The sequence below is a fragment of the Stenotrophomonas sp. TWI169 genome (assembly GCF_039674705.1).
GTDB classification, from domain to species: Bacteria; Pseudomonadota; Gammaproteobacteria; order Xanthomonadales; family Xanthomonadaceae; genus Stenotrophomonas; species Stenotrophomonas maltophilia_P.
This window is the reverse complement of sequence record NZ_JBDJOB010000025.1, coordinates 1-11,880: the sequence shown is the minus strand read 5'-3', so window position 1 is coordinate 11,880 and position 11,880 is coordinate 1. Positions and strand designations below refer to the sequence as shown.

Here is an 11,880-nt window from a genome sequence, read left to right as displayed (position 1 = left end):
CGATCCCGGCCGGGATCAGCACGGCCGCAAGCACGATCATCCAATGCCAGAAGCTGAAGCTGCTCATACGGTTGGACCCTGGACTGGTGGCTTGAATCCTAGCACCGCGCAGTCAACGCTGCGGCGGCCTGTTTTGATGCATGTGCGGCATGGAGCGGAGATGCTGGACGAAAATCCGACGCAGATCGCGGAGCATTCCAGGGCCGTACAGGAGTGCAAAGCGGAACTGGACTAGTTCATGCTCTCGGGGCTGAAGCCGCGCTTGAAGTGATACTCAACCAGCATCCACCCGCTGTCGATCCCTGTATGGGCCCAGGTTTCGATGGAGCCATCTGCCTGGCGATTCGTGATCGTGATCGCCTCGCCCTGCCGCCCTGAGGCGGGCAGCTCCACAGTTGAGCCGCTGGATGTTCGAGTCAGCGGCTGCGGCTCAATCTGCCTGCGGACAATCGAAATCTCTCCCCCAGAGGTGACGGGCGCGTATCCGGGAGACCGTGCCTTGACCCACGCCAGAATGGACGCGGCCTCGACGGAGCCTGCTGGCCAGGTCGTCCGCGATTCCACGGTGGTGCGCGCCTTCACGGGTGTGGCCTCGGCAACGGCCAGTGCCGGGCCGACAGACACACTCGTCAACAACGCGATGCCGAAAGCAAGCGACGTCATCTGCATGGGAATTCCTTTCCTTGGACAGCGATCAATGGGTGCGTTCCCCACCTCCTGTGGAGGCTACTTCGCCGTCGCAGCCTTGGCCTCTGCTGCCTCGCGTTCCGCCGCCACGGTGGCAGCCACATTCGCAGCGCGGGCGGCGGCGTTCGCGGCCCGCTCCGCCGTGGCACGATCCGCATCGAACTGCGCCAGCCGTTGGATGCTGTATCTGCGCTCCAGTTCCACTGATGCAGCGAAGCTGTCGGGATGCTTCGCGGCGCAGGCCTGCTGCACCAGTTGCACTGCACGGTCGGACAGCCCGGGCTGGAGGTTAGCGAGCAGGCAGTCGCCATACGGTGCGGATGCGGTTGGGCCTGCGGCCAGTGCGACGACGATCATTGCATTCAACATTTGTACCTCCTTGTAAGTTTGAACATGACGATGGACCGGTTCGGCCCGAGTATGGACCGCTTTGCGGCAGCGGGCTACTCGGCCCGCACATCCCGGCACACCAGTTCCGCCAGGCTGCGGCAGGCGAAGAACAGCCCTTCCACCACCCCGGCGTCCAGATGCCGGTCCGGCGTGGCCATTTCCCGGCAGCGGTCGGCGGCGTGCAGCATTTCCGCCACGGTCAGCATGCCGATGGCAGCCCGTTCCACCCGCGACAGGGCAACCCCACGCCCCGGGGAAACGTCGGCCTCAGGCCAGGGCAGACCATCGGCACCTTCACCCGCGCGGATGCGTTTCAGGCAGCCCAGGAAGGTGCTCAGTTCGGGCGATGGGTTGTCGTCGTCATCATCGATGCTGGTGGCGTGTGAAGCATAGTGCGGACGTTCGGTCATCTCGGCTTCCTCGGCTCTTGCGTGGACGTGCCACCGCGCAGAGCGGGTGGCGGGCGATGCGTGGCTGCAAGCCGGGATGACATCAAGCAATTGACCGGCGGGTCCGGAGACCCCCACGCACCGCCCGCCATGAAGGCCGATGGATCACCCGCCGGCACCATCCAGTGATGATGCCGACGGGGGAGCGCAAACAACATGCTTGAAAGTAATCACGGGCTTGCAGGCCCGGTGCCACCTGTTGTCGGTGGCGCTGCATGGTGATTACGCACGCGCTTGGATTTCAATGAGGATAGTCCGAAGGAGAATGCGGAATCCGTACGCGCGACGATGGTGGCGCAGGCCACGCTGGTGCAGCAAGCGACAGTGCGCGCCGCATGTACTCATGCGCTTGGTCAAACGCGTTGGAAGTTGTCGAGGACAGCTGGTGGCGGCGAGCGTGCTGTGACGCGGCACGTGGAATGTAGACTCCACTTTCACCTGCAATGGTGGCAAGGCCTGCGAGTCGTACCCTCGAAAATCGGTGCATTTGCGACGACCGAGATGTTGGCGTCCGCGCCAGAGCGATGTGTTGTAGAGCCGAGCCATGCTCGGCTGCAGTTCGCGTCAGGGCCAAGCCGAGCGTGGGCTCGGCTCTACAGTGATCCATCCACGCTTGGCGTGGATCTACAGCGACCTCGCGCTATGCTCGGCCTCTTTCCCAGAACGGGTTCCCCATGCGCCCCATCGTGCTGTCGCTGTTGTTGTCCGCCGTCTCCGCCGCGCCACTGATGGCCGCCGAACCCGCGCCGTCCGCGCAGACAACGCCGGCCGCGCCGCTCGTCATCGGCGAGACCTTCACCCTCGAATCGAAGGCGCTGGGCGAGACCCGCCGCATCAATGTCTACCGCCCGCAGCCCTGGGGGCTGGACCCGAACACGCCGCTGCCGGTGCTCTACATGCCCGACGGCGGCATCGGCGAGGATTTCCTGCATGTGGCGGGGCTGGTGCAGGTGCTGACCGGTAACGGCAGCATGCGCCCGTTCCTGCTGGTCGGCATCGAGAACACCGAGCGGCGCCGCGACATGACCGGCCCCAGCAAGGACCCGCAGGACCAGAAGATCGCGCCGCGCATCGGCGGTTCGGCGGCCTACCGCACCTTCCTGCGCGATGAACTGATGCCGCAGGTGCGCCAGCGCTATCCGACCACCGACGAGCGTGCGTTGATCGGCGAGTCGCTGGCCGGCCTGTTCGTGGTCGAGACGTTGCTGCAGGAACCGTCGCTGTTCAACAGCTACATCGCGCTCGATCCTAGCCTGTGGTGGAACCGTGGCACCTTGCTGGCCGGCGCAGCCACGCAGCTGCCGGCGGTGACGCAGGCAAAGCCACGCGTATTCCTGGCCAGCAGTGGGCAACCGGAACTGGCCAGTTCCGCGGCGCAGTTGGCCACGCTGCTGCAACAGCCGTCGCCGTCGCCGCTGGTGAAGTACCTGCCGCTGCCGGAAGAAACCCACGCCACGATCTATCACCCGGCCGCATTGCAGGCACTGCGCACGCTGTTCCCGGCGCCGCCAGCGGCTTCGCCCTGACCGCACTGGCACCGGCGTGCACCGCATGCAAGGATGCGGCAGCGGCGCCATCCGGTGCGCCGCCCGTAACGGGAGCGTGTGGATGCAGCGTGTGCGTGGATGGAGTGTGGCGGCCTGTCTGGCCGTAAGTGGCTGTGCGATGTCGGTGGCGCCACCGGCGGCGCAGAGTGAGGCAAAGCAAAGCGCGTTTACCGTCGCGCCGGGTGTGGTGCTGCCGGATACCGAGGCGCTGCGCGTGCACGATCCGGTCGGCCGCGATTACCCGGTGTGGGTGGCGTTGCCGGCCGACTACGCCGCGCATCCGGAAAAGCGCTATCCGGTCCTGTACGTGACCGACGCGCTGTACAGCTTCCCGCTGGTGCGCAGCGTGCGACACATGGTGGGGCAGCAGGGCGTCAACATTGAAAACTTCATCCTGGTGGGGCTGCCGCCGCAGGAGGGGCTGACCTCCAGGCAGAGCCGCTCGCGCGACTACACGCCCAGCGACCCGGCACGTACCGATCCGCGGGACTACAGTGATGACGTCAGCTACGGCGGTGCCGCGCACTATCGCGACTTTCTTGCCGAGCAGGTGCTGCCGATGATCGATGCGCGCTACCGCACCGATCCGGCGCGGCGCGCCTATGCAGGCCATTCCTATGGTGGCCTGTTCGGTGCCTATGTGCTGACCACGCGCCCGGACATGTTCCGTAGCTACATCCTGTCCAGTCCGTCGCTGTGGTTCGATGATCATCGCGTGCCGCGCATGCAGGCGGAGGCCAAGGCGCCGACGCAGCCGACCACGGTGGTGCTGTCGGTAGGCAGCTTTGAAACGGTCAAGCCCGAGCCGCGTTATTTCACCCGCAACGACATGCTGCGCGACAACGCCGAGTTCGCCGAGCAGCTGCGCAGCAGCGGGCGTTCGTTGAAGGTGGAGAACATGGTGATCGATGACGAGGACCACTTCACGGTCTACCCGGACGTGATCACGCGCGCGCTGCTGAGGGTGTTTCCGGGCACCGGGCCGTACAGCAGCGGTTGACGGCGGAGGTCATCCACGCAGGGCGTGGATGGATGCTTCACGCCGCCTGTGCATCCGGCCCGGTCAATACGCCCACATCCGCGTGGCGGAAGCACAGGCGGATCGCATCGAGCAACTCGCTCATGTTGTACGGCTTGGGCAGGAAATGGATGCCGTCGCGCAACTGCGGCAGGACGGCGTGCTGGTCCATGCCCGATGTCACCAGGATCGGCAGCTGGGGATGCAGGCCGCGGACCCGGTTGGCGGCTTCGATGCCGCTGATCGGGCCCAGATTGACGTCGGTGAACAGCAGGTCGAACCGCTCGCCGGCGGCCAGCAGGCCCAGTGCCGCTTCGGCAGAGCTCACCCCCACCACGTGGCAGGCCTGGCTTTCCAGCGCCATGCGGCTCAGTTCGCGGGTCTCCTCCGCGTCCTCGATCAGCAGGACGCGCGGTTCAACGTGGCGCTTGGACAGCAACATGACGCGACAACTCCGGACAGCGGCGGTGAAAAGGCGCGCAAGTATGCGCAATCCGGTAGTGATCCCGGCGTGCACGGCAAGCCACGTGGATGTTACAGGCGGCGGCGCCGGCGCATGTCCCAGGCCAGGACCGCGACCGCCAGCAGAGCCGTGCCGATGCGCAGGCTGGTGGCCTGCCAACCGAGCGCCACGGCGTCATCCAGGCTGAACACGTTCCAGGCCAGGTTCATCGACACGTGCAGCGCCAGGCCGCACCACAGGGTGTTGCCATCCAGGCGGTCCAGCCAGGCGAAGACGAAGCCCCCCAAGGCGATCACTGCGCCGACGAACAGCGCCACCCCACCGCCATCGAAACCGCCGAATCCAAGCCAGTGCACCATGCCGAACAACAGGGCCTGCGGCAGTGCGAGCAAGGGCCACGGGCCGCGCACGATCTTCACCAGCAGAATGAAGCCCAGGCCGCGGAACAGAATCTCTTCGGCCAGCGGGAACAGAACGGCCAGCATCGTCGCATCGAGGGCGGTCAGCGCCGTGTTGGGTCGGCCGAGCACGGCCAGGCCCACCCAGCAGGGCAGGCTGGCCAGCAGCACCCATAGCGGTCCGCGCATCCCGTTGCCGCGCAGGCCGAGGCTTTCGGCCAACCCCATGTGGCGCGGACGCAGCAGCAGGGCCAGCAGCACGGCCACCAGCACCGCCAGGGCGTTGTCGAGCAGGCTGCCGCCATAGGGGATCGGCAGGCCGGGGATGGGCCGCCCCAACGCCGCCGCGATGTCGCGTACGTTCAGGCCGAGGCCCGTTCCCAGCAGGACCAGCAGGATCCGGGCGGCAGTCGGCAGGCGGGACAGGACACTCATCAGCGCATTCCATGCGGGACCAGACCGCAGTGTGCGAGGCGGCGCGATGCAGGGCACGCGCCGGAAGTCCCCCTGCCATCGGTCATGCGTTGCCGGACAGTCATCGCAGGGCAGGTAGAGTCCAGATCAGACCTGACAGGAGCAATGCCGATGCTGTGCCCCGTGTGCAAGACCCAGACCCTGCAGATGACCGAGCGCCATGGCATCGAGATCGACTACTGCCCGAATTGCCGCGGCGTGTGGCTGGATCGTGGCGAACTGGACAAGATCATCGAGCGCGCCAATGCTGGTGCGGCGGTGCCGCCACCGCCGCCAGCACAGGCACAACCGGCGGCAGTGCCACCGCCGGTGATGCACCGCGATACCCGCCACCTTGGCCAGCGTCACGACGAAAACCGTGGCCAGCACGGTTACGGCTACAAGAAAAAGAAGAAGGAAAGCTTCCTGTCCGACCTGTTCGACTTCTGACAGGCCCACGGGGCAGCGGCGATCCCGGGGGCGTCAGGCCCGGCGCAGGATGAACTCGCGATCGCGGCTGTCGCCGACGATGAAGTCGTATTCGCCGGCCTTGCTGCAACCGTAGCGCGCGTAGAAGCGCTGTGCGCCGAGGTTCTCCTCCCAGACGCCGACCCACAGGGTGCGGCGCTGCGGCGTATCCAGCCAATGCAGGAACGCCTCCATCAGGCGCGCCCCGTGGCCGCCGTTCTGGTACGCCGCCAGCACATACAGGCGCTTGAGTTCGATGTCGCCGTCGCGGGCGTCGACATGCGGCAGGGTGTTGGCTCCTGCGGCCAGATAGCCAACCACCGTATCGCCATCGAGCAGCAGCCAGACCGCGCTGCGTGGATCGGACAGCTCGATGCGCTGCGGCTGCGTGCTGTAGTGTACGTGCAGGAACGCATGCAGATCCTGCGGCGGATAGGAGTCGCCCCAGGTTTCGGTGTAGGTGGCGATGGCGATCGCTGAGAGCGCTTCAGCGTCGGCGAAGGTGGCGCGGCGGATCTGCAAGGCCATGATGCAAGCTGCGAAAGAACGTGCCGCAGTGTAGCCGGCCCCGGTCTGAACCGGGGCCGGCTGCTGCACGCATTGTGCCGACTAGAACCACATGCGCACGCCCGCTACCCAGCGCGTGTCGCGCGCGTGGTCGCCGGCATAGTCGGCGGTATCGCCGAAACTGCGCTCATGGGTGATACCGATGTAAGGCGCGAAGCGGCGGCTGAACTCGTAGCGCAGGCGCAGTCCGGCCTCGACCTTGTTCAGGCCGCGCCCGATGCCGTACTCCGGTTCGTCCTTGCTGGCCACGGTGGCCTCCACCAGCGGCTGCAGGATCAGCCGGTTGGTCAGCAGCACGTCGTACTCCACTTCGGCCTTGGCCAGCAGCTGTCCGCCGGAGCCGGCATAGAGCGTGGCCGAACTCTCGAACTTGTACGGCGCCAGGCCCTGGATGCCGATGGCCGCCCAGGTTCGGGAATCGGCGGGGCGGAAGTCCTGGCGGACACCCACCAGCACATCCCACCAGGGCGACACGCTGCGCCCGTACAGTGCTTCCACCGCCGAGGATTCGGTGCGGCCCTCACTGCGCTCGCCATCGGTGCGCAGCCACAGGCGGTTGATGTTGCCGCCGATCCAGCCGGTGGCCTCCCAGGCCTGGCCGTTGCTGTTTTTGCCGTCCCAATGCTCCAGGCGGTCGATCAGCAGCAGGCTGTTGATCTCCGGCGCATGCTCCATCGCGCCATGGGCGATGGGCGGGAACGCGGCGGCACGATCGGCGTCGGTGGGCACTGGAATCGGCTCGCGCGGCTCGGTCGGCGTGGACGTGCCGTGACCCATCGCCGCGTGATCCATCGTCGAATGATCCATCTTCGAATGATCCATCTTCGAATGATCCATCTTCGAATGATCCATCTTCGAGTGATCAACCGCGTCTTCGGCAGTGGGCTGCTGGATCTTCGGTGCTGGTGCCGGTGCGGGCGTGGGCCTGTCATGGCCTGCGTGCGACTGTGCGAAGGCAGGCAGTGCGACGGTCAGGGCCATTGCCAGCAGGCTGGGGGAGAAAAGGGAGCGCTTCATTCTTCGATCCTCACTTCGCGCATCATCCCCGCTTCCATGTGGTAGAGCAGGTGGCAGTGATAGGCCCAGCGGCCGAGCGCATCGGCGCGCACGCGGTAGCTGCGGCGGGTGCCCGGCGGCATATCCACCGTGTGCTTGCGCAGCTGGAAGTTGCCCTGCGCGTCCTCCACATCGCTCCAGACGCCATGCAGGTGGATCGGATGCTGCATCATCGTGTCGTTGACCAGCACGATGCGCATGCGCTCGCCGTAGTTCAGCCGCAGTGGCTCGGCGCTGGCGAATGGAATGCCGTCGAACGACCAGGAGAACTTCTCCATGTGGCCGGTCAGGTGCAGCTCGATCTCACGGCTGGGCTCGCGGCCATCGGGGTCCTCGAACAGGCTGCGCATCGCGCCGTAGGTCAGCACCTGGCGGCCGTTGTCGCGCAGGCCGATGCCGGGATCGTCCAGCTTGGGATCGGTGGCCGAGCTCTGCATGTCCACCAGCGGATTGTTGCGTTCGCTGGCCGGGTGCTGCGGTGCCTTGCCGGTGGTCGTCGCGCCGCCATGCGCGCCGTGCCCCATGCTGGCGCCGCAGCCGCCTTCCATGCCTTTCATCGCGGCCATGTCATGACCGCCGTGACCGCCGCCCATGTCGTGACCCATATCGCTCATCGTCAGCAGCGGGCGCGGGTCGCGGGCGGGAACCGGCGCCTGCAGGCCGTGGCGCACGGCCAGGGTGCCGGCCGCGTAGCCGGTGCGGCCCATGTCCTGGCAGAAGATGGTGAACGCATCCTGCCCGCTGGGTTCGACCAGCACGTCGTAGGTCTCGGCGGGGGCGATGCGGAACTCATCGATGCTGACCGGATGGATGTACTGGCCATCGGCAGCGACCACGGTCATCTTCAGGCCGGGAATGCGCACGTCGAAGTAGGTCATCGAGGCGCCGTTGATGAAGCGCAGCAGCACCTTCTCGCCAGTGCGGAACAGCCCGGTCCAGTTGCCGGCCGGCGCGGTGCCGTTCATCAGGTAGGTGTACGTATGCGCGTTGATGTCGGAGATGTCGGTGGGTGTCATCCGCATCCGTCCCCACATGCCGCGGTCGGACAGCGCCGCAGACCAGCCATCGCGGCGCACATCGCGCACGAAGTCGGGCAGGGTGCGCTTGTAGTAGTTGTCGTGCTCGGCGAGCTTCTTCATGCGCCGGAACAGTGCACCCGGGTCCATGTCGGTCCAGTCCGACAGCATGATCACGTGCTCGCGGTCGTGCCGGTACGGGGCCGGCTCGGCCGGGTCGATGATCAGTGCGCCATACAGGCCGGCCTGCTCCTGGAACATCGAATGGCTGTGATACCAGTACGTGCCCGACTGCTTGAGCTGGAAGTGGTAGTGGTAGGTCTCGCCGGGACCGATGCCGTTGAAGCTCAGGCCCGGGACGCCGTCCATGTTGGCCGGCAGCAGGATGCCGTGCCAGTGGATCGAGGTCGGGTGGCGGTCCAGCGTATTGCGTACGAACAGATCCACGGTCTGGCCCTCGCGCCAGCGCAGGATCGGTGCCGGCAGTGAGCCGTTGACGGTGATCGCCGGCCGGGTGCGACCGGTGAAGTTGGCCAGCGATTCGCCGATGGCCAGTTCCAGGCGGGTATCGGTCAGCACGGCCGGTGCGCCGGCCAGGCGCGGGGCGGCACTGGCCGCAGCGAGCGCGCGCTGCGGCACGCCGACCGCGGCGATGCCGGCAACCACGCCGCCAGCGGCGAGACCCTGAACGAACAGGCGGCGCGACGGCATGGGCAGGGCGCCCGGGCCGGGGGGAATGCGGGTATTCATGGTGGTGACTCCAGACACGGTAGGACGCCGGCAGCGGGCCGGCTTGAGTGCGCGTGGCGCACGACGCGTGTGGATCAGGCGATGGGAGGGCGGGAAAGTGGCGGCAACGGCGGCGCCGGGCGGCCGTTGGCCGGCATCGGCTGCGGTGTCAGCGACAGGCCGGGACCGGCCATGAAGGGCAGCGCCTGCACCGCCAGCAGGGGATGCTGGGCACAGCTGCGCAGGCAGTCCTTGATCTGGCAATGCGCATCGTGGGCCGCCGGTTGGGCCTGCGGCGCCTCGTTGGCGGACATGGCGGCGTGGTGATGGCAGTCGGCGTCGCCCGCCATCGTCGCCATCATCACGTGGGCCATGCGGCCCATCTCCTCATGACCGCTGGCCATGGCCGCGTTCAGCCCGTTGAGCAACAGGCTGAGCATGAGCACGACGCGGAGCAGGGTCGAGGCCAGGGACATGGCGCTAATCTAGCCGCAAGCGGGCCCGGATGCACTTCCGGCTGAATGGCCGGTTCAAGATTGGAGCGGCACCAATGTAGAGCCGAGCCCGCGCTTGGCTGCTTCTGCGGCAACAGCCGAGCGTGGGCTCGGCTCTACAGGAGGCCCGGCGCTACCCCTCTTCGCGCACGATTTCCACCAGGCGCGGACCATAGCGGCTCAGCTTGGTGCCACCGATGCCGCCGACCCGGGCCAGCTCGTCCAGGCTGGTGGGGCGCTGTTCGGCGATGTTGCGCAGGGTACTGTCGTGGAAGATCACGAAGGCCGGCACGTTCTGCTCGCGGGCCAGTTCGGCACGCAGGCCGCGCAGGGCATTGAACAGGGCCAGATCCTGCGGGGGGACAGACAGGCCGGTGCGCTGCGCGCTGCGTTCGCGGCCGGCGCTGGTCGCAGCCTCGCGGCGCATGTTCACCGTGCGGCGGCCCTTCAGTACGTCGCGGCTGGCATCGGTCAGGCGCAGGCCGCCGTGGCCTTCGCTGTCCACTTCGAGCAGGCTGGCGGCCACCAGCTGGCGGAACACGCTGCGCCAGGTCCTTGCATCCAGGTCGCGGCCGATGGCGTAGGTGCTGAGCTGGTCATGACCTTGCTGGCGCACCTTCTCGTTCTCGCTGCCGCGCAGGATGTCGATCAGATGGCCGACGCCGTAGCGCTGGCCGCTGCGGTAGACGCAGCTCAGTGCCTTCTGCGCGGGAACTGTCGCGTCCCATGCCGCTGGCGGGGTCAGGCAGTTGTCGCAGTTGCCGCAGGGGCGGGGATAGGTCTCCCCGAAGCCGGCCAGCAGCACCTGGCGGCGGCATTGCATGGATTCGCAATAGCCGAGCAGGTGGTCGAGCTTGGACCGCTCCAGCTGCTTGCGTTCCTCGCCGGCTTCGGACTGCTCGATCATCTGCTTGAGCAGCACGACGTCGCCCAGGCCGTAGCACAGCCATGCTTCGGCCGCTTCGCCATCGCGGCCGGCGCGGCCGGTTTCCTGGTAGTAGCCTTCCATCGACTTGGGCAGGTCGGTATGCGCAACGAAGCGCACGTCCGGCTTGTCGATGCCCATGCCGAAGGCGATGGTGGCGCACATGACGATGCCGTCCTCGCGCAGGAAGCGGCGCTGGTTGTCCGCGCGGACGTCGGCGGGCAGGCCGGCGTGGTAGGGCAGGGCGTTGAAGCCCTGTCCGCGCAGGTACTCGGCGGTTTCCTCGACCTTGCGCCGCGACATGCAGTAGACGATGCCCGCCTCGCCGCGATGGCCGCGCAGGAAATCGGTCAGCTGCTTGCGTGCGTTGTCCTTCTGCACCACGGTGTAGCGGATGTTGGGGCGGTCGAAGGAGCTGACGAAATGGCGGGCATCCTGCAGGTCCAGGCGCTCGGCGATCTCGCGCTGGGTCGGCGGATCGGCGGTGGCTGTCAGGGCAATCCGGGGAATCTGCGGCCAGCGCTCGTGCAGCACCGTCAGCTGGCGGTACTCGGGGCGGAAGTCATGGCCCCATTGCGACACGCAATGGGCTTCGTCGATCGCGAACAGGGCGATCCGGCTGCGCGAGAGCAGGGACAGGAAGCGACCCGTCAGCAGGCGCTCGGGTGCGACATAGAGCATGTCCAGCTCACCGGCCAGCAGTTCGCGTTCGACGCGGCCGGCAGTGTCCGCGTCCAGCGTCGAGTTCAGGTATTCGGCGCGCACGCCCAGCTGGCGCAGGGCTTCGACCTGGTCCTGCATCAGTGCGATCAGCGGTGAGATGACAATGCCGCATCCGTCGCGCAGCAGGGCGGGCACCTGGTAGCACAGCGACTTGCCACCACCGGTGGGCATCAACACCAGTGCGTCGTGACCGGCAGCCACGTGCTCCACGATGTCCTGCTGCGGACCACGGAAATCGTCGTAACCAAAGACGCGGTTGAGCAGGTCGTGCGCGGGACGGGAAGCCATCGCGCTAGTTTACCCCGGAGGGAGGGGTAGGGGTTCGGCAGGGCTGCGCCCTGCACCTGCTGCAAGCCAGTGCAACGTCAAAGGCAACAACCGGCTCTGGGCTGATCCGCGGTCTGGTGGGGCGGTGTCGGAGTGCGGGGACGCCGCAAGTACGTCCGTGTAGGCTTGGCAGCCGCATCCATGCGGCTGACACCCCGCACTCCGACACC

General features: G+C 67.0%; 13 protein-coding genes. 3 read left to right on the top strand and 10 right to left on the bottom strand.

Annotation, left to right across the window (positions count from 1 at the left end; all coding sequences use genetic code 11):
• Positions 1-231: 231 nt before the first annotated feature.
• From ABE543_RS16175 to ABE543_RS16165, 3 genes are all read right to left on the bottom strand, one after another.
• Positions 232-669 carry a hypothetical protein gene (locus ABE543_RS16175; protein WP_197572211.1) on the bottom strand — a complete coding sequence of 146 codons (438 nt, stop codon included), beginning with the start codon at positions 667-669 and terminating at the stop codon, positions 232-234.
• 57 nt (positions 670-726) lie between these two features.
• Positions 727-1,056 (bottom strand): hypothetical protein, encoded by a 330-nt coding sequence (locus ABE543_RS16170; RefSeq protein WP_346475897.1) that lies wholly within the window; start codon positions 1,054-1,056, stop codon positions 727-729.
• Between the two features lie 74 nt (positions 1,057-1,130).
• Positions 1,131-1,487, bottom strand: a complete 357-nt coding sequence (locus ABE543_RS16165; RefSeq protein ID WP_053520167.1) for a hypothetical protein — start codon at positions 1,485-1,487, stop codon at positions 1,131-1,133.
• 713 nt (positions 1,488-2,200) lie between these two features.
• Between ABE543_RS16165 and ABE543_RS16160 the strand changes: the two genes are divergently transcribed.
• Positions 2,201-3,052 carry an alpha/beta hydrolase-fold protein gene (locus tag ABE543_RS16160; RefSeq protein ID WP_346475896.1) on the top strand — a complete coding sequence of 284 codons (852 nt, stop codon included), beginning with the start codon at positions 2,201-2,203 and terminating at the stop codon, positions 3,050-3,052.
• An 82-nt stretch (positions 3,053-3,134) separates the two neighbouring features.
• Positions 3,135-4,073, top strand: a complete 939-nt coding sequence (locus tag ABE543_RS16155) for an alpha/beta hydrolase-fold protein (RefSeq protein ID WP_346475895.1) — start codon at positions 3,135-3,137, stop codon at positions 4,071-4,073.
• A 37-nt stretch (positions 4,074-4,110) separates the two neighbouring features.
• Here ABE543_RS16155 and ABE543_RS16150 read toward each other — a convergent pair whose 3' ends face one another.
• Both ABE543_RS16150 and ABE543_RS16145 read right to left on the bottom strand, forming a co-directional pair.
• Positions 4,111-4,533, bottom strand: coding sequence for a response regulator (locus tag ABE543_RS16150; protein WP_065174769.1), 423 nt, complete (start codon positions 4,531-4,533; stop codon positions 4,111-4,113).
• Between the two features lie 92 nt (positions 4,534-4,625).
• Positions 4,626-5,387, bottom strand: coding sequence for a CPBP family glutamic-type intramembrane protease (locus ABE543_RS16145; RefSeq protein ID WP_111186736.1), 762 nt, complete (start codon positions 5,385-5,387; stop codon positions 4,626-4,628).
• Between the two features lie 150 nt (positions 5,388-5,537).
• Here ABE543_RS16145 and ABE543_RS16140 point away from each other — a divergent pair, with 150 nt between their 5' ends.
• Positions 5,538-5,855, top strand: coding sequence for a zf-TFIIB domain-containing protein (locus ABE543_RS16140; protein WP_111186735.1), 318 nt, complete (start codon positions 5,538-5,540; stop codon positions 5,853-5,855).
• Between the two features lie 33 nt (positions 5,856-5,888).
• Here ABE543_RS16140 and ABE543_RS16135 read toward each other — a convergent pair whose 3' ends face one another.
• The 5 genes from ABE543_RS16135 to recQ form a co-directional block, all read right to left on the bottom strand.
• The gene (locus ABE543_RS16135) at positions 5,889-6,401 is read right to left on the bottom strand and encodes a GNAT family N-acetyltransferase (RefSeq protein WP_111186734.1); all 513 of its coding nucleotides are present in this window, start codon (positions 6,399-6,401) and stop codon (positions 5,889-5,891) included.
• 81 nt (positions 6,402-6,482) lie between these two features.
• Complete coding sequence (locus ABE543_RS16130) at positions 6,483-7,457, bottom strand: copper resistance protein B (protein WP_346475894.1); 975 nt, start codon at positions 7,455-7,457, stop codon at positions 6,483-6,485.
• Positions 7,454-9,262 carry a copper resistance system multicopper oxidase gene (locus tag ABE543_RS16125; RefSeq protein ID WP_065182602.1) on the bottom strand — a complete coding sequence of 603 codons (1,809 nt, stop codon included), beginning with the start codon at positions 9,260-9,262 and terminating at the stop codon, positions 7,454-7,456. Before ABE543_RS16125 ends, ABE543_RS16130 begins: the two co-directional genes overlap by 4 nt.
• A 74-nt stretch (positions 9,263-9,336) precedes the next feature.
• Positions 9,337-9,717, bottom strand: coding sequence for a CopL family metal-binding regulatory protein (locus ABE543_RS16120; protein ID WP_111186732.1), 381 nt, complete (start codon positions 9,715-9,717; stop codon positions 9,337-9,339).
• A gap of 151 nt (positions 9,718-9,868) precedes the next feature.
• Positions 9,869-11,671: a DNA helicase RecQ gene (gene recQ / locus ABE543_RS16115; protein WP_053520157.1), complete on the bottom strand. Its 1,803-nt coding sequence runs from the start codon at positions 11,669-11,671 to the stop codon at positions 9,869-9,871.
• Positions 11,672-11,880: the final 209 nt, after the last annotated feature.

Bases quoted from the DNA above. Each gene is read 5' to 3' on its own strand.
- ABE543_RS16175 (WP_197572211.1), bottom strand. From the start codon at position 669: ATGCAGATGACGTCGCTTGCTTTCGGCATCGCGTTGTTGACGAGTGTG.
- ABE543_RS16170 (WP_346475897.1), bottom strand. From the start codon at position 1,056: ATGTTGAATGCAATGATCGTCGTCGCACTGGCCGCAGGCCCAACCGCA.
- ABE543_RS16165 (WP_053520167.1), bottom strand. From the start codon at position 1,487: ATGACCGAACGTCCGCACTATGCTTCACACGCCACCAGCATCGATGAT.
- ABE543_RS16160 (WP_346475896.1), top strand. From the start codon at position 2,201: ATGCGCCCCATCGTGCTGTCGCTGTTGTTGTCCGCCGTCTCCGCCGCG.
- ABE543_RS16155 (WP_346475895.1), top strand. From the start codon at position 3,135: ATGCAGCGTGTGCGTGGATGGAGTGTGGCGGCCTGTCTGGCCGTAAGT.
- ABE543_RS16150 (WP_065174769.1), bottom strand. From the start codon at position 4,533: ATGTTGCTGTCCAAGCGCCACGTTGAACCGCGCGTCCTGCTGATCGAG.
- ABE543_RS16145 (WP_111186736.1), bottom strand. From the start codon at position 5,387: ATGAGTGTCCTGTCCCGCCTGCCGACTGCCGCCCGGATCCTGCTGGTC.
- ABE543_RS16140 (WP_111186735.1), top strand. From the start codon at position 5,538: ATGCTGTGCCCCGTGTGCAAGACCCAGACCCTGCAGATGACCGAGCGC.
- ABE543_RS16135 (WP_111186734.1), bottom strand. From the start codon at position 6,401: ATGGCCTTGCAGATCCGCCGCGCCACCTTCGCCGACGCTGAAGCGCTC.
- ABE543_RS16130 (WP_346475894.1), bottom strand. From the start codon at position 7,457: ATGAAGCGCTCCCTTTTCTCCCCCAGCCTGCTGGCAATGGCCCTGACC.
- ABE543_RS16125 (WP_065182602.1), bottom strand. From the start codon at position 9,262: ATGAATACCCGCATTCCCCCCGGCCCGGGCGCCCTGCCCATGCCGTCG.
- ABE543_RS16120 (WP_111186732.1), bottom strand. From the start codon at position 9,717: ATGTCCCTGGCCTCGACCCTGCTCCGCGTCGTGCTCATGCTCAGCCTG.
- recQ (WP_053520157.1), bottom strand. From the start codon at position 11,671: ATGGCTTCCCGTCCCGCGCACGACCTGCTCAACCGCGTCTTTGGTTAC.